The sequence below is a fragment of the Pseudofrankia coriaricola genome (assembly GCF_032027725.1).
In the GTDB taxonomy this organism is placed as follows: Bacteria; Actinomycetota; Actinomycetes; order Frankiales; family Frankiaceae; genus Pseudofrankia.
The window spans coordinates 44,266-61,885 of record NZ_JASNFO010000071.1 but is presented as its reverse complement, the minus strand read 5'-3'; the positions used below and the strand labels follow the sequence as shown (position 1 = coordinate 61,885).

Here is a 17,620-nt window from a genome sequence, read left to right as displayed (position 1 = left end):
GCAGGTCAGCCGGCCGCCGGCTCGTCGCCATCGACGTCCTCGGCATCAGCATTACGCGCGACACCCACGACCTGCACACCGGGCTCAAGGTCGATCAGCTTCACGCCCATCGTCTGGCGCTGTGCCCGACGAACGTCCTTGGCCACGGTACGCAACACGCCGCCGTTCGACGCGATGGCATAGAGCTGATCGTCAGGCTCGACGACGAGCGCGCCGACCAGGTTGCCACGGCTGGGAACAATCTTCGCGGTAAGCACGCCCTTGCCCCCGCGGCCCTGGATCGGGTATTCGCCCAGCGGCGTCCGCTTGGCGTAGCCGCGACTGGTCGCCACCAGCAGGTCGGCCCGCAGGTCCGCCTTGACCACGGCGATCGAGAGCAGCTCGTCGGTGGCGTCGAACCGCATGCCGATCACTCCGGCGGTGGCGCGGCCCATCGGGCGCAGCTGCTCGTCGTCGGCGTGGAACCGGATCGACTGGGCGTTGCGGCTGACCAGCAGCAGGTCGTCCTCGGCGCCGACGAGCCTGGCACCGATCACCTCGTCGTCCTCGCGCAGGTTGATCGCGACGAGGCCGCCGGTGCGGTTCGAGTCGAAGTCGACGAGCGCGGACTTCTTGCACAGCCCGCGCTTGGTGGCGAGCACCAGGTAGGGCGCGGCCTGATAGTCCTGAATCGCCATCACCTCGGCGATGCGCTCGTCCTGGCCGAAGGCGAGAATGTTCGCCACGTGCTGGCCCTTGGCGCTGCGAGCCTGCTCGGGCAGCTCGTGCGCCTTGGCCCGGTACACCCGGCCCTTGTTCGTGAAGAACAGCAGCCAGTGGTGCGTGGTGGTGACGAAGAAGTGCTCGACGATGTCGTCCTCGCGCAGCGCGGCGCCCTGCACGCCCTTGCCGCCGCGCCGCTGCGAGCGGTACAGGTCGGTCTTGGTGCGCTTGGCGTAGCCGCCCCGGGTGACCGTGACGACGACATCTTCCTGGGCGATCAGGTCCTCGATCGACATCTCGCCTTCGAACGGCACGATCCGGGTGCGCCGCTCGTCGCCGAACTTGTCGACGACCTCCTTGAGCTCCTCGCTGATGATCTCGCGCTGCCGCTGCGGCGAGGCGAGGATGGCCTCCAGCTCGGCAATCCGAGCCTCCAGCTCGGCGGCCTCGTCGATGATCCGCTGCCGCTCCAGGGCGGCGAGCCGGCGCAGCTGCATGTCCAGGATCGCAGTCGCCTGGATCTCGGAGAGCCGATAGTCCTGGCCAGGAGCGACAGTGCCCGCCATCTGGGCGTATTGACCAGTGGCGTATTCACCGTTCATCAGCTGCTGCCGGGCGGCGTCGGCCGACTCGGCATTGCGAATCAGCGCGATCACGGCGTCCAGATGATCGAGCGCCATGAGCAGACCCTTGAGGACATGCAGACGCTCTTGGGCCTTGCGCAGCTGGTAGCGGGTCCGCCGGACGATGACGTCGACCTGGTGCTCGACGTAGTAGCGGATCATCTGGTCGAGCCGCAGGGTCCGCGGCACGCCGTCGACGATCGCCAGCATGTTGGCACCGAAGGTGTCCTGCAGCTGGGTGTGCTTGTACAGGTTGTTCAGCACGACCTTGGCGACGGCGTCGCGCTTGAGGTCGATGACCAGGCGCTGACCGATGCGGGCCGAGGTCTCGTCCCGGACGTCGGCAATGCCGGAGACCCTGTTGTCGCGGACCAGCTCGGCGATCTTCTCGGCGAGGTTGTCCGGGTTGACCTGGTAGGGCAGCTCGGTGACGACGAGCTGGGTGCGGCCCTTGTTCTCCTCGACGTTGACGATGGCGCGCATCCGGATGCTGCCGCGGCCGGTGCGGTAGGCGTCCTCGATCCCGGAGCGGCCGACGATGAGGCCGGAGGTCGGGAAGTCGGGGCCCTTGACGATGCCGATGAGCGCCTCGAGCAGTTCCTCGTCGGTGGCGTCCGGGTGGTCGAGGGCCCACTGGACGCCGCCGGCGACCTCGCGCAGGTTGTGCGGAGGGATGTTCGTCGCCATGCCGACCGCGATGCCGCCCGCGCCGTTGACGAGCAGGTTCGGGAACCGGCTGGGCAGGACCAGCGGCTCCTGGGAGCGCCCGTCGTAGTTCGGCGCGAAGTCGACGGTATCCGCGTCGATGTCGCGCAGCATCTCCATGGCCAGCGCGGCCATCCGGGCCTCGGTGTACCGCATGGCGGCCGGCGGGTCGTTGCCCGGCGAGCCGAAGTTGCCGTTCCCGTCGACGAGCGGGTAGCGCAACGACCACGGCTGCGCGAGCCGCACCAGGGTGTCGTAGATCGCCGTGTCGCCGTGGGGGTGGTAGTTACCCATGACGTCACCCACGATGCGGGAGCACTTGAAGTACCCCCGGTCCGGGCGGTAGCCACCGTCGTACATGGCATAGAGCACCCGGCGGTGCACGGGCTTGAGGCCGTCGCGGACCTCGGGCAGGGCGCGCCCGACGATGACCGACATCGCGTAGTCGAGGTACGACCGCTGCATCTCGACTTCGATGCCGATCGGCTCGATCCGGTCGCCAGGCGGCGGTAGTACGTCGACCACGATGTCCTTCCAGGGCAGTACGGAACCTGTCGGTTATTACCCCGACAGCACGGAACTAGTCGGTTAATACGCTATGTCGCAGTTAGTGCCATCAATCGTGGCCAGCGTGCTTGCCAGCCAGCCGCCGTGGAGGTCCAACCGCCCCCGCGTCAGCGGTCCCCTGGTCGACGCCCCTCGTCGGGCGAAGCCCGACATCGGGGGTTCCAGGGGGTCGCCCCCCTGGGCAGACATGATCTGATCGGCTACGGGAAGCCGCCCGAAGGGCGGCGAACAGGGTTCGCCCCGATCAGATGTCGAGGAAGCGGACGTCCTTGGCGTTGCGCTGGATGAAGCTGCGACGGGCGTCGACGTCCTCACCCATCAGGACGCTGAACAGCTCGTCGGCCACGGCGGCGTCGTCGAGCGTGACCTGCAGCAGGATGCGCTTGTCCGGGTCCATGGTGGTGTCCCACAGCTCGGTCGCGTTCATCTCGCCGAGACCCTTGAACCGCTGGATCGCGTCCTTGGGCAGCTTGCGACCGGTCTCGACGCCGCGCTGGACCAGCCCGTCGCGCTCCCGGTCGGAGTACGCGTACTCCCAGTCCTCGCGACCCCACTTGATCTTGTAGAGCGGGGGCTGGGCGAGGAAGACGTGGCCCGCCTCGACAAGCGGGCGCATGAACCGGAACAGCAACGTCAGCAGCAGCGTCCGGATGTGCTGGCCGTCGACGTCGGCGTCGGCCATCAGCACGATCTTGTGATAGCGCAGCTTGGCGATGTCGAACTCGTCGTGAATGCCGGTACCGAGCGCCTGGATCAGCGCCTGGACCTCCGCGTTCTTGAGCACCCGGTCGATGCGGGCCTTCTCGACGTTGAGGATCTTGCCACGCAGCGGCAGGATCGCCTGGAACTTCGAGTCGCGCCCGCCCTTGGCGGAGCCGCCGGCCGAGTCGCCCTCGACGATGTAGACCTCGCAGCGCTCCGGGTCGGTGTACTGGCAGTCGGACAGCTTGCCGGGCAGGCCGGTGCCGCCGAGCAGGCCCTTGCGCCGGGTCAGGTCGCGGGCGGCGCGGGCGGCGATCCGGGCGCGCTGCGCGTCGAGCGACTTGGAGACGATGGCCCGTGCCTCGACCCGGTTCGCGTCGAACCAGTCCCGCAGCGCGGAGTAGCACATCTCCTGGACGAACTTCTTCGCCTCGGTGTTACCGAGCTTCGTCTTCGTCTGGCCCTCGAACTGCGGCTCGGCGAGCTTGACGGAGATGATCGCGGTAAGGCCCTCACGGATGTCGTCGCCGGAGAGCCGCTCGTCGGCGTTCTTCGCGCCGGCCTTGACGGGCTTGAGGAGGTTCTGCTCCTTGGCGTAGACGTTCACCGCGCTGGTGAGCGCCGCCCGGAAGCCCTCCTCGTGCGTGCCGCCCTCGTGCGTGTTGATCGTGTTCGCGAACGTGTAGACCGACTCGTTGTAGCCGGCGTTCCACTGCATCGCGAGCTCGGCCTCGATGCCCTTGCCCTTGGCGTCAAGCGCGATGATCGTCTTGTGGATCGGCTCCTTCGTCGCGTTCAGGTGGGTGACGAAATCGGCGAGGCCGTTCTCGTACATGAACGTGACCTCGACCGGCTCCTCGCCGCGCTCGTCACGCAGCGAGATCGAGATGCCCTTGTTCAGGAAGGCCATCTCCTGCAGGCGCCGGTAGAGGGTCTCGTACTTGTACTCGAGAGTCTCGAAGATCCCCGAGTCGGCCCAGAAGGTGACCGTCGTGCCGGTGCGCTCGCTCCGCTTCAGCGGCGCGCCCTTCTCCAGCGGGCCGGGACGCTGCGCGGTGTACGTCTGGGCCCAGGCGAAGCCGTCGACCTTGATCGCGACATCGAGCCTGGTCGACAGCGCGTTGACGACGCTGATGCCGACGCCGTGCAGGCCGCCCGAGACGGCGTAGGACTCGCCGTCGAACTTGCCGCCGGCGTGCAGCTTCGTGAGCACGACCTCGACAGTGGGCCTCTTCTCGGTGGGATGTATGCCGACCGGGATGCCGCGACCGTTGTCGACGACGCGCACGCCACCGTCCGCGAGCAGCGTCACCTTGATGGTGTCGCAGTACCCGGCGAGCGCCTCGTCGACGGAGTTGTCCACGACCTCGTAGACGAGGTGGTGGAGGCCACGCTCCCCGGTGGACCCGATGTACATGCCTGGCCGCTTGCGGACCGCGTCGAGACCCTCGAGAACCTTGATCGAACTAGCGTCGTACGCCACGCACTGGGTCCCCTCGTCAAGGCCCCTCGTTATGGGCCGAAGTCCTCATCAGTCTACCTGGCAACCCGCCACAACAGACGCAGGGTGACGCCTGACGTCCGCGTAGCGACCCGAGGGAGGCCTGGCCGAACCCCCCCTACGCGAGGGGTGCCCCGCGCGCTGTGGCGCCGATCCACGCCGGTTCCCGCTCTCGGAGCCTGGCCGCGGGCCAACCGCTCGCCCGTCGGCACACCGCCGGATCACACCGTCACGATGCGAGACAACCGAGGAGATCGGTGCGAGCGACGCCTCCGGTAACGGCCGGCCTGGCCGTTACCCGTAGGTGTCGCGAGGACCTCGGCCGCCGGGCATCTGGGCGGGCCCATGCCGCCACGACGGCGCCGACGGCCCGCGCACGTTGATCCGGGTGACGACGTCCGGGCCGAGCTCACGGCGCAGCTCGCCGAGGATGCGGCCGGCCAGGAAACGCAGCTGGGTCGCCCAGGCGGTCGACTCCGCGGCGAGCTCCAGCACGCCGTCGCGCAGCGAGACCGGGGTGGCGTGCGCGCTGATGTCCGGGCCGACGATGGCGTCCCACCGGGCCAGCACCGTCGAGTCGGCCGCCTTCGCATGCCAGCCGCGCGCCGCGAGCATCCGCGCGACGGCGGTGCCGAGGGAGGCGGGCTCGCGCCACTCCCGCCCCGGCGCGGCGATTCCCGGCAGCCTCGGCCGGCGCGGTGGGTCCCGGTCGTCGTCACCGTCCGGCCCCCCGGGACCGGGGCCGGGCCGCGAGGGGTGCGCGCCGCCGGCGTCCCCGTCCGGGTTCCGGCCCGCTTGCCCGCCCGCGCGGCCACCCGGCCGGGCACGGGCCCTGGCATCCGCTTTCGCGGCGGCAAGCACCTGGCGAGCCAGATCGGCCCCCCTGGGCGCGGCCGCGCCGGTCGATTCCGCCGGCCCGGGCCGGCCGGCCGTCGCTGGATCTCCTGGCTGTTCGCCCGGCTCAGTCGGCAAGGCTGACCTCCCCCGTCCGCACGGTGAACCGTGGCCCCCCCAGCTCCGCTGGCACGTCCGCGTCGACGGCCGCGGTGATCAGCACCTGCTCGGCCGGCGCGACCAGCTCCGCGAGCCGGCGGCGGCGGTGCGTGTCGAGCTCGGCGAAGACGTCGTCGAGCAGCAGCACCGGGCCGCGGTCGTCGGCGCCCAGCAGCTCGAAGGCGGCCAGCCGCAGCGCGATGGCGAGCGACCACGACTCGCCGTGGCTCGCGTAGCCCCGGGCCGGGCGGCCGCCCACCGACAGGACCAGCTCGTCGCGGTGCGGGCCGGCCAGAGTCACGCCGCGCTCGACCTCCCGCGGCCGCAGGGTGGCCAGCTCGGCGAGCATCGCGTCCGCGATCGCCTCCCGGTCGGCGCCCTCGGGCAGCGGCACCGAGCACCGGTAGTCGACGCCGACGGGCGTCGACGTCTCGGCTCCCGCCACCGCCGCGTAGGCCGCGGCGATCTGGGGGCGCAGGTCGTCGACGAGCGCGAGCCGGGCGGCGAGCAGCTCGGCACCGTGCCGGACCAGCGACTCGTCCCAGGAGTCCAGGGTGCGCAGGTCGCCCCTGGCCCGCAGCAGCGTGGTCCGCTGACGCAGCACCCGCTCGTAGTCGGCGATCACCCCGGCCAGCCGGGGAGCGCGCGCGACCAGTAGCTCGTCGAGGAAGCGGCGCCGTTCGGCCGGGTCGCCCTTGACCATCGACAGGTCCTCCGGCGCGAACAGCACGACCGACAGCAGACCGAGCAGATCACGGGGCCGGGGGAGCTGGCGACGGTTCAGCCGGACCCGGTTTGCCCGGCCGGGGACGATCTCGATCTCGGCCAGCGCCGCCCGTTCACCGCGCACGACCCGGGAACGGATCACGGCGCGCTCGGCGCCCTCCCGGATCAGCGGCACGTCGCCTGAGACCCGGTGGCTGCCCAAAGTCGCCAGGTAGCCGACCGCCTCGAGCAGGTTCGTCTTGCCCTGGCCGTTGGATCCCACGAACGTGACCACCCCGGGCGGGAGGGTCAGCTCAAGCGACGGGTAGGACCGGAAGTCGACCAGTTGCAGGTGCGTGACATGCACGTCACCCGGTCAGCCGTTCAGCTGGATCGGCATGAGCAGGTAGCGGTAGTCGGGGGCCTCCTCGCCGCCGGCGCCCTTGCCGGTGAGGATCGCCGGCTTCTTCGCCGCGACCTCGGCGTCATCGGCGCTGGCGAAGCCGAACTCGACCTGATCGGAGTCGATCGCGTTCAGCGCGTCCTGCAGGTAGGCCGGGTTGAACGCGACCGCCAGGTCCGGGCCGGAGTAGGTCGAGGGCAGCGTCTCGGACGCCTGGGCCTCGCCGCCGTTGCTGCCGGCCTCCAGCTCCAGGTGGTCCTCGGTGAACGCGAGCTTCACCGGCGCGGTCTTCGGTGCCACCAGCGCGACCCGCTTGACCGCCTCCAGCAGCGGGGCCTTCTCCACCGAGGCGATCAGCGGGCACGAGTCGGGCAGCAGTTTGCGGTAGGGCGGGAACTGACCGTCCACCAGCCGGGTGGTGGTCTGCCGGCCGTTACCGGCGAAACCGGCCAGCGCCTCGCCGGAAGGGCCGGTGCCGAGCGCGATCGCCACCTCGACCGAGCCGCCGGACAGCGACCGGGCCGTGTCGAGCAGCGTGCGTGCCGGGATGAGCGCGACACCAGCCGCGTCGGGGCTTTCCGGGCGCCACTTGAGGGTGCGCACCGCGAGCCGGTAGCGGTCGGTGGCGGCGAGCGTCAGGACATCGCCCTCGATCTCCAGCCGCACTCCGGTGAGCACCGGCAACGTGTCGTCCCTGCCGGCGGCGACCGCCACCTGGGAGACCGCGGCGCCGAACGCGCCGCCCTCGATGTAGCCGGTGATCGGCGGCAGCGGAGGCAGCGCCGGGTACTCCTCGACGGGCATGGTCCGCAGGGTGAAGCGGGCGTTGCCGCAGGCGATCACCAGGCCGTTGCCCTCGGTCCACACCTCGACCGGCGCGGCGGGCAGCTGCTTGGTGATCTCCGCGAGCATCTTGCCGGGCGCGAGCGCCCGGCCCTCCTCGGAGATCGTCGCCTCCAGCTTCGCCTGTGCGGCCACCTCGTAGTCGAAGGCGGCAACCACCAGGCCCGGCCCGCTCGCGTCAAGGAGCAGGCCGGTAAGCACCTGCTGCTGGGCCGCGGTAGCCGTGCGACTCGGCAGGCTGCGCGCGGTCCAGGCAACCGCCTCGGTGAACTCGTCCCGTTCAACCCGGAACCTCATGCCTGCCTCCCTCTGGCGGCGACGAACCGAACCAGCATCGCAGAGCCCTCCGACAGCTCTGCGAGCGGTCCAGCCATTCATGCAAGCAGACGATCACACAGAGCAACCACTAGCGGCGGCCGGCCTGGCGGAGGGCACGGCCACCTCCGGTCCGGGCAGGAAGCGTCCGCAACCAGACGCCGCGGCCGTCAGGCCCGCCACCTCGCCAGCCCGGCTCCAGTCTCACCGGGGCACGACCGGCATGGGCACCGACATGAAACACCTCAGCCAGCGGTGAAGGGCCAACGACGGACGCCCGGCCGGTACCTCCGCTGTGTCCTCGTCGAAAGGCGTGTGGGACTCGCCGTTGGGGGGTAAGCGTCCCACAGTCGGTGCTGGCAGCAGCGGCCTCGTCCGCTTCGGAACCAGAGTGGCCCCGCCGTGTGGGCATTGCCGCTGCGCCTGGGTGGCAGCCGGTGTTCGAGCGGGGCGAGGCACCGAGCGCTTCATCCCCAGGCCCTAGCTCTTCAGACTTTGATCTCTCTGAAAATTTAAATGATCGTCGTAGTAGTAGGGGCTGTGGAAACTGGGGATAACCAGCGTTTGCGCAGGTCAGAGCCCCCGGAGCCCGGTGGAGAGCATGTGGGTGGAGCTGTGGGTCAACCCGGTCGTCGTCCACAGGGCCGTCTTGTCCCCAGGCGCCATGCACCGTTCATCCACCGGTTGCCCCCACGTCGTCCCCAGGCTGCCCCCCAGTTCTCCACAGCCTCACGGCCCGGTTGTCCGCAGGTCCCCCTCAACTCGTCCACAGGCTTGTCCACAAGCTGTGGGTGAATACCACCCAAGTGGTCTCGTGGCAGCTGAGAGCGCTCGGCGGTTTGTTCCACACGGTGTGGGCCGGTTGCGGGAGAAGTGCCTCGTTCGACGGATCGCTGGGAGAAGTAATGAGTACGGCGCCCATCCGACCTGGGTGGACTAGTCAATCGGAATCAGAGCGGACTAGTCATATTCGGCCCCGCCACTGGATAGCCAGGCCAAGGCCCGTGGCCTTGGGATGCCTGTCGGGCGCTTAGGGCCCTCCACTGTGGCCCCCGAGTCGGGGTGTACGCGGTGAGGGTCAGAGGTGGCGGGTCTCGGCGCGGATGCGGTTGGTCAGCTCGGTGACCTGGTTGTAGATGGCGCGGCGCTCCGCCATCAGGCCGCGGATCTTGCGGTCGGCGTGCATGACCGTGGTGTGGTCACGTCCGCCGAACTGCTGGCCGATCTTCGGCAGCGACAGGTCCGTCAGCTCACGGCACAGGTACATCGCGATCTGGCGGGCGGTCACCAGCACCCGGCTGCGTGACGTCCCGCACAGGTCCTCCATCGAGACCCCGAAGTACGCCGCGGTCGCGTTCATGATCGAGGTCGCGGTGATCTCGCTGCTGGTCGCGTCCGGAATGAGGTCGCGCAGCACGATCTCGGCCAGCGTGCGGTCGACGTGGGACTTGTTCAGGCTGGCGAACGCGGCCACCCGTATGAGCGCGCCCTCGAGCTCGCGGATGTTGCGCTCTATGTGGGTGGCGATGTACTCGAGCACGTCCGGTGGGACCGGCAGCCGCTCGGTGGCCGCCTTCTTCGACAGGATCGCGATCCTGGTCTCGAGGTCCGGCGGCGTGACGTCGGTGATCAGCCCCCACTCGAACCGGCTGCGCAGCCGGTCCTCGAGTGCGGAGAGCTGCTTGGGCGAGCGGTCCGAGGAGATGACCAGCTGCTTCTCAGTGTCGTGCAGGACGTTGAAGGTGTGGAAGAACTCCTCCTGCGTCCGCTCCTTGTTCTCCAGGAACTGGATGTCGTCGACCAGCAGCACGTCGATGTCCCGGTAGCGCCGCTGGAAGGCCTGCTGCCGGTCGTCCCGGATCGAGTTGATGAAGTCGTTGGTGAACTCCTCGGTGCTGACGTACTTGACCTGGGAGTCCGGGTAGAGCTTCAGCGTGTAGTGGCCGATGGCGTGCAGCAGGTGGGTCTTGCCCAGCCCCGAGTCTCCGTAGATGAACAGCGGGTTGTAGGCCTTCGCCGGCGCCTCGGCGACCGCCACCGCGGCGGCGTGCGGGAACCGGTTGCTGTCCCCGATGACGAACGTCTCGAAGACGTACCGGGGGTTGAGCCGGGCCGGTTCGGACGGCCGCGGCTCCGGGTCGCGGCCGAGCCCGGCGGCGACCCGCTGGATCGGCGGCGGCGACGCGTCGAGGAACCGGTCCTGGGCTCCGCCCCCGCGGCCGGCGCCATCGTGGCTCGGGTCCTCGCGGTCGCGCGCGACCGCCACCGGCGGCGACGGCAGCACCATCGGGCCGGTCATCGGCTCGGGATCGGGCAGGTGCTCGACAGTGACGGCGACCCGGATCTCCCGGCCGTACGCGGCGGTCAGCGCGGTGGCCAGGAACGGGCGCAGCCGGGAGTCGAGCAGATCCTTGGTGAACTCGTTCGGGGCCGCGAGCAGCGCGGTGTCCTGGACCAGGCCGAGTGGCCTGGTCAGGCGCAGCCAGGCCCGCTGCTGCGCGGACAGAGTCCCGTCGGCCACCCCGGCCACCGCCTGCCGCCAGACCGCGTGCAGGTCAGGGTCGTCCCCCAGCGGCAGCTGGCGCTGAGAACCCGTGACGGAGGGCGGTTCGCGGTCGGTCACGGGTGCTCCTTGGCGGGTTGGCCAGGTCGGCGGACGCGGCGTTCGGGAGCGCGACGCGGGTCGCGCTCCCCTCGGCCAGCGCACGACGAGTGGACTCGGTGGGACTCAGGCGGGACCACGACGCGCCGCGCCGGGTTCTCCACATCGTCGTCCACAACCTGTGTACGGACATGACACCGCATCCGGCGTGCCGCCGGCACGGCAGCCCCTATCCCACCGACTGCACCTTCCCCACCGACTGGCTAGATGGGACCTTGACGCCAATCTGCGCGTTCGGCGCGGATCCCACTTGGCAGCCAGTCGGCGGGGACCCCGCGGAGGGGCTAGGGCGGAAGGCACGTCGGTGGTTGGTGGCAGTCGGATCGGCTGGTGGGGCCCCGCGCAGGGCCTGGAGCGGGGGAGGCACGTCGGTGGTGGTCGGAGTCACCGGCGATGGCGATGAGCGCTGGCGTGGAAGAGCCGAGGGCGAAGAGGAGGCGCCGGAGGCGGTGGGCGGATCGCATGCGGGCGGATGATGACAAGGGGGACGGCAGGGGCGGTCGGCAAAGGGGATGCTGGCGGCTGTGTAAGCTGGAGCGTCGCCAGCGGTTTCGTCCCTAGCTGGGCCAGCGCGCGTCCACCGGATCGCTCGAGGGGTACCTCGAGTACGTCCATCGGGCGTGTGGCGCCCTCTACATCGATGCGTGCGTCGAACTGGGGACGCCACTGGCGTAGCCTAAGTACGGACAGCGTCTGCCTGTCGCGTCCCTGACCGCCTGTTACCCGGAGTCGTCACGTGAGCAAGCGCACCTTCCAGCCGAACAACCGTCGGCGGTCCCGCACCCACGGGTTCCGGCTGCGGATGCGTACCCGTGCCGGCCGCGCCATCATCTCCGACCGTCGCCGCAAAGGTCGCCGCGAACTGTCCGCCTGAGGCGGACCTCGCCGGCGCTCGGTTACCGGCTCCGATGCTTCCCGTCCGTTCGCGTGTGAGCTCCCGGGAGGAGCACGCCCGAATTGGGCGGGAAGGCCGCCGGCTCAGCTGTTCGCCGCTGATCGTTCACGCTCTCAGCACCCGTGACTCCGGCCCGGCCAGGGCCGGTTTTGTGGTGAGCCGCAAGGTCGGTACGGCGGTGACCCGTAACCAGGTCCGTCGTCGCCTGCGGGAACAGACCCGTTCCCGGCTCGCCTCGGTGCCGCCAGGCACCCTGCTGGTCATCCGCGCGCTGCCGGCCTCGGCCGAGGCCAGCTCGGCCGAACTGGGCAGCGCGTTGGACCGCGGCCTCGCGGCGATGCGTGCTGGCCGGACCCGGTCCGGCCAGGACCGTTCGGCCCGGGCTCGCGCGACGACGGCGAAGCCGCGCCCGGTCGCGGGCCAGTCAGGTAGTCCGGCCGAAGGCCGCGCCGCCATGGCCAAGCCTGGCGCGACCGTCGGCGTCCCGGATGACACAGCCGTGAGCCCGCCGGCGGGCTCGGACGAGCGGCGACGGAGCCGGCGATGAGTGGCCCCGCCTGCGCGCTGTGCGTGCTCGGGGTGTTCACGCTCCTCGATCTCATGCTCGCGTCCGCCGCCGTCAGCCGGCGGCTGCCGCGAGTCGCGCGTGACCGTTCCGGCGCCGTCCGCGGCCCGTTCGCGTGGCTGCTCGCCGCCCTTGTCCGCGGCTACCAGCTCGTCTGGTCGCCCCGGTCGGCCGGCGCCTGTCGATTTGAGCCGTCGTGCAGCGCCTACGCGCTGTCCGCCGTTCGTATGCATGGTGGGGTACGCGGCGGCCTGCTTGCCTGCTGGCGCCTGATGCGCTGCCAGCCGCTATCCCGCGGTGGGTACGACCCAGTACCTGTACAGTCCGCCCGAGGGGCCTGGAGGAGTTAGACCGGTGCTGGATCCGCTTTACCATCTCGCGGCGAACGCGATTGTCTTCTTCCACAAGGGCTTCGGGCCGATCTTCGGCCAGGACAGCTTCTTCGCCTGGGCGTTCTCCGTCGTCCTCCTGGTCGTCTGCGTCCGCATCCTGATCTTCCCGCTGTTCGTCAAGCAGGTGAAGTCGCAGCGGACGATGCAGCTGATGCAACCCCGGATCAAGGAGATCCGGGAGAAGTACGGGCATGACAAGCAGGTCATGCAGCAGAAGATGATGGAGCTGCAGAAGGAGCACGGGAACCCGCTGCTCGGCTGTCTGCCGATCTTCCTGCAGATCCCGCTCTTCCTCGCCCTGTTCCACGTCTTCACCCACCTGTCGCCGATGAACGAGGGCGATGGCGGCGCGCTCATCTGGCGGCCGCGCGTGGGCCTGAGCGCCGATCAGGTCGAGCAGATCGCCTCGGCCAAGGTGTTCGGCATCTCGCTCGCGACCTCGTTCACGTCGAAGCAGAGCCTGCTGGACTTCCTGCACGCGAACGGCACGAACGTCAAGATCGTCGCTGTCGTCCTCATCGTGCTGATGGGCGCGACGACGTTCTTCACCCAGCGCCAGATCATGTCCCGCACCGGGCCGGTCGACCCGCAGCAGGCGATGGTCCAGAAGGTCCTGCTCTACGGCTCGCCGGTCATGCTGGCCATCTTCGGCTTCCGGTTCCCGATCGCCGTCCTGATCTACTGGCTCACCACCAACCTGTGGAGCATGGCCCAGCAGTTCTATGTCATCAAGCGGATGCCGCCGATGACCCCGGACGCCTCCGGCCGGCAGCCCGGCGCGCGTCCGGCGACCGCCGCCGCCGCCGCGGGTGACCGCCCGGCCCCGTCGCGGCCGGCTCCGGGCGCCAAGCCGGCTCCGGGCGCCCGCGCCAAGGGCAAGGGCACCGCCGCCGGCACCCGGCAGACCTCCATGACCAAGGCGACGCCGCCGGCTACCGCGAACGGCGCGGGAACGAAGCGGAACGCGACACCCGCGAACGGCGCCACCGCCGCCAAGAGTGGCTCCGCTCCGGCTGGCACCAGGTCGCCGCGCGGTGGCGCGTCGAACCGGGCAGCGCAGCCGTCCGCCGGCGCGAAGGATGCCGGCGCGAAGGATGCCGCCGCGAAGGACGCGGGCACCACCGGCCCGGAGGCCTCGCCATCGGCGAGCGCCGCCGCCGCACCGGCCCCCGTCCCGGCTGGCGTCACCCGGCATGTCGGCGGGTCACGCCCGGCCGCGAAACGCAAGAGTGGCGGCAAGGGGAAGCGTCCCGGCGGACGGCGGTGAGCGATCGTGGTTCCTCCCCCGGCGGCCGGCCTGGTGTGTCCTGAACGAGGGACCGCCGCCGATGGCGGCCCACCTACCCATGGAGTTGCGCTGATGAGCGGTTCCGACCTCGCCGCCCACGTCGATGAGGGCCTGTCGCAGGCAGACGAGTCGACGAGCACGCAGGAGCGGCTGACTGCCCTGGAGCAGGAAGGCGAGATCGCCGCCGACTACATCGAGGGTCTGCTCGACATCGTCGACATGGATGGCGACCTGGACCTGGACGTCGAGGGCAGCCGCGCGGTCGTCGCGGTAGTCGGCGACGGCCTCGAGAAGTTGATCGGCCCGAGTGGGGAGACCCTGGAGGCCCTGCAGGAGCTGACCCGGCTCGCCGTGCTGCAGAAGACGGGCGAGCGCAGCCGGCTGATGCTCGACGTCGGCGGCCATCGCGCCCGCCGCCGCGCCGAGCTGCGCGAGCTCGCGGCGGAGGTGGCCAGGCGGGTTGCCGGCGGGACCAAGAAGGAGAAGCTCGCGCCGATGACCCCGTTCGAGCGCAAGGTCATCCACGACGTCATCGCCAGCGTCGACGGCGTGCGCAGCGAGTCCGAGGGCGAGGAGCCCGACCGCTGCGTCGTCGTCATGCCCGTCTAACGGGTCAAAGGGTGCGCGATAATGATCTTTCTTCGTGCGTCCGGCGGCCGTTGTTCGGGGATCACTAGAGGCCAAAGGGTGCGCGATAATGATCTTTCTTCGTGCGTCCGGCGGCCGTTGTTCGGGGATCACTAGAGGCCAAAGGGTGCGCGATAATGATCTTTCTTCGTGCGTCCGGCGGCCGTTGTTCGGGGATCACTGATATGGCGCCCGCTCCCCTGGCCGACGCGGCGGGGACGCGGGCCGAGCCCGGCGACTCCGCGCGCGCCGTCCGTGCATCGGACGGCGCGCGCCGTCGTTGGACGGCCCGCGTCGCCCGTACTGGGAGAAGCGACCTCTTGTGGGCCGGCGGGGTCGGCCTGGCGCTGGTCGCTCTGGACGTCGTGCTGCGGGCCTACCTGCGGCGGCCGTTCTGGTACGACGAGATCTGGCGGGGCCATTTCGTCAGCGAGCCACTCGGGTCGTTCTGGTCGGAACTGGCGCGGGCCAACACCCCGTCGGCCGTCGGCTGGGTGGTCGTAGAGCGCCTCGGCGGTGACCTGCTCGGCTGGCATGCGTGGGTGCTGCGCCTGCCGGGGTTCGTCGCGTTGCCCCTGCTGGGCATCGGGATCGTGCTGCTCACGGCCCGGTTCGCCGGCCCGGTGCCGGCGGCGTTCGCCGCCCTGTGGATCTGCCTGAACAGCACGCTTCTCGACCTCGGCACCCAGCTCAAGCCCTACACCGTCGAGATGCTCGCCGCCGTCGTCGCGGTCCTGCTGTGGATAGGCGACGAGCGCGGGACCACCCGTGGCGCCGGGCCCGGCGGTGTCGCGGACGGGCGGGGCGGCGGTGGTCTGGACCGCGGGCGGCTGGCCCGGCGGACGGCTGCCGGCCTCGTGAGCCTGCTCTCCGTCCCAGCCGTCTTTGTCATCGCTCCGCTCGCGGCGGCCGACGTCGTGACCGCGATGGTCCGCGCTCGCCGGGCTCCTCGGACGGATGCCGGCGGCACTCTCGCGGCGGGCGGGTGGCGGGCGCTGGAGGCATTGCCCGCCTTGGCGCTCACCGGGGCGAACACGTTGTTCTTCGTCGGGCATCAGTCCAGTCAGCGGCTGGGGCACTACTGGGACGCGCAGTTTCTCGCCGGGCGGGGGCTGGGCGGCGGTCTTTCCTTCATCGGCAGGCAACTGCGTGACTTCGTGACCGGCACGCCGCCCGGGATCGACCGCTACGACCCCAGCCTGCTGCACCCGCCGACCGACGGGACCTGGGTGTCGCTCTGGCTGCTCGCCCCGGTCGTCGTCCTCTGCGGGCTGGCAGGCGTCGTGCTACTCGCCCGGCGGCACGACGGCCGGCAGGTGCTCGCCGCGCTCGGCGGCGCGCAGCTCGCGATGCTCACCGCGAGCGCGGTCCGGTTCTGGCCCTTCGGCCCCACCCGGACCAACCTCTTCCTGGTCCCACTGATCGTTCTCGTGGTCGTCGCGGGTGCCACGGACCTGATTCGCCGCCTGTTGAAGATCGTCAGGACCGGTACCCTTACCCCCAGCCGACACGTAGTTGGAAAGTCACCATCAGTGACAATCTCGGTGAGGGACGTCCATTCCCTGACACGACAGATCCCTACCCAGGTAGACCTGGCTGCCGACCGAGGCGCTCTCCCGGCGGGTGACGGGCGCGAAGCCCGGATCTCGGCGGATCCCGGCGCCGACAGGGGCGAGGCCGCGCCCGGCCGGAGGCTGCTCAGCCGCGCGGCGGGGGTCGTGGTTGTCATGGCGCTCGGCGCCGCCGGAATGGGGGCCCAGGTGTCCTCGGCGGCTCGTGACGGCCGGCTCTACGAGCAGCGTGACCGGCTGCGCGGCCTGGACCTCACCGTCGACGCCGCGATCGCGGCCCGCCGGCTCTACCGACCAGGCGACCTCATGGTCGTGGGGGGTCGGCTGATGCGCCCCGGCTGGATCTACGCCATGGAGGCCAGCGACGACGCTCCCCGCCGCCCGGCCGCTCTCCCCGCTCGATCCACCGAGGACGAGGCCGCCCGAATACCCCGAGCGGACACGCTGTTCTTCTCCCAGCCCGGTGAGGGGGAGGTCGCCCGTGACGTCGCGGCCCGCTCGCCCGGTCCGCGACGCATCCTGCTCTTCGTCTTCGAGCCGGATGTGGCGGCCACTCGCGCGGACCTGGTCGACCTCCACCGCGCCGGCTGGTGCCCGAATGAGGCTCGGGTCTTCCCGTTGACCGGAACGCTCACGACACTCATGCGCTGCCACTGACCATTCGCGACGAGAGCCGGGCGCGTCGTGGATGCTTGGTGGGTGCGGCGTTTGCGTGGCTGCCTGGCGGCCTGTCCTCTGTCCTGGTCCCTGTCCAAGTTCTGGCTCCCCTGCGCGGCGGCCCGGTGAGCGAGGTCGTGGCCCCTCCGCCGATGGCGGCCGAAGTGTTCGGCGAGTCGCTCGATCGCGCGGTTCGGTATGTCGAGTTGCTCTCCACGGTGGGCGTCGAGCGTGGGCTGATCGGCCCGCGTGAGACCGACCGGCTGTGGGACCGGCACCTGCTCAACTGCGCGGTGCTCGCCGAGGTCGTTCCAGTGGGCGTGACCGTGGTCGATGTCGGTAGTGGCGCTGGGCTCCCCGGGGTGCCGCTGGCGCTGGTCCGGCCGGATCTCCGGGTGGTGTTCCTCGAGCCGATGGAGCGCCGGACGGTCTTCCTGCGGGAGGTGGTCGCCGCCTTGGACGGCGCGGACCGGATGTCCGTGCTACGCGGGCGCGCACCGGATGTCGGTGTCGGGAAAGACGGGCTACGGTGGGATGTAGCCGTTGCGCGAGCGGTGGCGCCATTAGAACGGTTGGGCGGCATGCTGCTTCCGGTCGTTCGGCCGGGGGGTGTCATGCTTGCCATGCGCGGTTCGCGAGTCGACGAGGAGCTTGCCGAGGCGCGAGACGGCCTGCGTTCGCAGGGATGGCGGGATCTACGGGTCCTGATGTGTGGAAAAGATCGGCTAGCTGAACCCACTCGCCTGGTCTCTGCGAAACGAGCGACCGATGGGGCGGGGCGACCCGGCGTCGGAGATCGGCACGATGGCAGGCAGCGTGAACAGCAACGGGGACAGACGACACGAGAGCAACGGCGGGCACGCGGACGGACGTGTTCCACGTGAAACAGCGTCGGCGGGGCTGG

At 70.4% G+C, this 17,620-nt stretch carries 13 protein-coding genes; 7 read left to right on the top strand and 6 right to left on the bottom strand.

Going from position 1 to position 17,620, the window contains the following annotated elements:
- Positions 1-5: 5 nt before the first annotated feature.
- The 6 genes from gyrA to dnaA form a co-directional block, all read right to left on the bottom strand.
- Positions 6-2,555 carry a DNA gyrase subunit A gene (gyrA, locus tag QOZ89_RS31770; protein WP_071053381.1) on the bottom strand — a complete coding sequence of 850 codons (2,550 nt, stop codon included), beginning with the start codon at positions 2,553-2,555 and terminating at the stop codon, positions 6-8.
- A 286-nt stretch (positions 2,556-2,841) separates the two neighbouring features.
- Entirely contained in the window at positions 2,842-4,782 is a 1,941-nt protein-coding gene (gene gyrB / locus QOZ89_RS31765) for a DNA topoisomerase (ATP-hydrolyzing) subunit B (RefSeq protein WP_071053382.1), read from the bottom strand.
- Positions 4,783-5,094: 312 nt separating this feature from the next.
- Positions 5,095-5,772 (bottom strand): DciA family protein, encoded by a 678-nt coding sequence (locus QOZ89_RS31760; RefSeq protein ID WP_241842329.1) that lies wholly within the window; start codon positions 5,770-5,772, stop codon positions 5,095-5,097.
- Positions 5,762-6,865 carry a DNA replication/repair protein RecF gene (gene recF, locus QOZ89_RS31755; RefSeq protein ID WP_071053384.1) on the bottom strand — a complete coding sequence of 368 codons (1,104 nt, stop codon included), beginning with the start codon at positions 6,863-6,865 and terminating at the stop codon, positions 5,762-5,764. The genes QOZ89_RS31760 and recF overlap by 11 nt, the downstream gene beginning before the upstream one ends.
- Positions 6,866-6,874: 9 nt before the next feature.
- Positions 6,875-8,041 (bottom strand): DNA polymerase III subunit beta, encoded by a 1,167-nt coding sequence (dnaN, locus tag QOZ89_RS31750; RefSeq protein WP_071053385.1) that lies wholly within the window; start codon positions 8,039-8,041, stop codon positions 6,875-6,877.
- A 1,096-nt stretch (positions 8,042-9,137) separates the two neighbouring features.
- Positions 9,138-10,682 (bottom strand): chromosomal replication initiator protein DnaA, encoded by a 1,545-nt coding sequence (gene dnaA / locus QOZ89_RS31745; RefSeq protein WP_071053386.1) that lies wholly within the window; start codon positions 10,680-10,682, stop codon positions 9,138-9,140.
- A 775-nt stretch (positions 10,683-11,457) separates the two neighbouring features.
- On the opposite strand from dnaA, the gene rpmH reads away from it, so the two are divergent.
- The 7 genes from rpmH to rsmG all read left to right on the top strand — a co-directional run bounded on the left by rpmH (position 11,458) and on the right by rsmG (position 17,600).
- Complete coding sequence (gene rpmH, locus QOZ89_RS31740) at positions 11,458-11,595, top strand: 50S ribosomal protein L34 (RefSeq protein ID WP_083419862.1); 138 nt, start codon at positions 11,458-11,460, stop codon at positions 11,593-11,595.
- A gap of 34 nt (positions 11,596-11,629) precedes the next feature.
- Complete coding sequence (gene rnpA, locus QOZ89_RS31735) at positions 11,630-12,163, top strand: ribonuclease P protein component (RefSeq protein ID WP_083419863.1); 534 nt, start codon at positions 11,630-11,632, stop codon at positions 12,161-12,163.
- Positions 12,160-12,531, top strand: coding sequence for a membrane protein insertion efficiency factor YidD (gene yidD / locus QOZ89_RS31730; RefSeq protein ID WP_083419864.1), 372 nt, complete (start codon positions 12,160-12,162; stop codon positions 12,529-12,531). The genes rnpA and yidD overlap by 4 nt, the downstream gene beginning before the upstream one ends.
- 4 nt (positions 12,532-12,535) lie before the next feature.
- Complete coding sequence (gene yidC / locus QOZ89_RS31725) at positions 12,536-13,840, top strand: membrane protein insertase YidC (protein ID WP_071053387.1); 1,305 nt, start codon at positions 12,536-12,538, stop codon at positions 13,838-13,840.
- Positions 13,841-13,933: 93 nt separating this feature from the next.
- Positions 13,934-14,470 (top strand): Jag family protein, encoded by a 537-nt coding sequence (locus QOZ89_RS31720; RefSeq protein WP_071053388.1) that lies wholly within the window; start codon positions 13,934-13,936, stop codon positions 14,468-14,470.
- Positions 14,471-14,673: 203 nt separating this feature from the next.
- Complete coding sequence (locus QOZ89_RS31715) at positions 14,674-16,716, top strand: hypothetical protein (protein WP_312627340.1); 2,043 nt, start codon at positions 14,674-14,676, stop codon at positions 16,714-16,716.
- A 152-nt stretch (positions 16,717-16,868) separates the two neighbouring features.
- Positions 16,869-17,600: a 16S rRNA (guanine(527)-N(7))-methyltransferase RsmG gene (rsmG, locus tag QOZ89_RS31710; protein ID WP_397428879.1), complete on the top strand. Its 732-nt coding sequence runs from the start codon at positions 16,869-16,871 to the stop codon at positions 17,598-17,600.
- The last annotated feature ends 20 nt before the right edge of the window (positions 17,601-17,620 follow it).

Bases quoted from the DNA above. Each gene is read 5' to 3' on its own strand.
- rsmG (WP_397428879.1), top strand. From the start codon at position 16,869: ATGGCGGCCGAAGTGTTCGGCGAGTCGCTCGATCGCGCGGTTCGGTAT.
- yidD (WP_083419864.1), top strand. From the start codon at position 12,160: ATGAGTGGCCCCGCCTGCGCGCTGTGCGTGCTCGGGGTGTTCACGCTC.
- rnpA (WP_083419863.1), top strand. From the start codon at position 11,630: ATGCTTCCCGTCCGTTCGCGTGTGAGCTCCCGGGAGGAGCACGCCCGA.
- dnaN (WP_071053385.1), bottom strand. From the start codon at position 8,041: ATGAGGTTCCGGGTTGAACGGGACGAGTTCACCGAGGCGGTTGCCTGG.
- QOZ89_RS31720 (WP_071053388.1), top strand. From the start codon at position 13,934: ATGAGCGGTTCCGACCTCGCCGCCCACGTCGATGAGGGCCTGTCGCAG.
- QOZ89_RS31715 (WP_312627340.1), top strand. From the start codon at position 14,674: ATGGCGCCCGCTCCCCTGGCCGACGCGGCGGGGACGCGGGCCGAGCCC.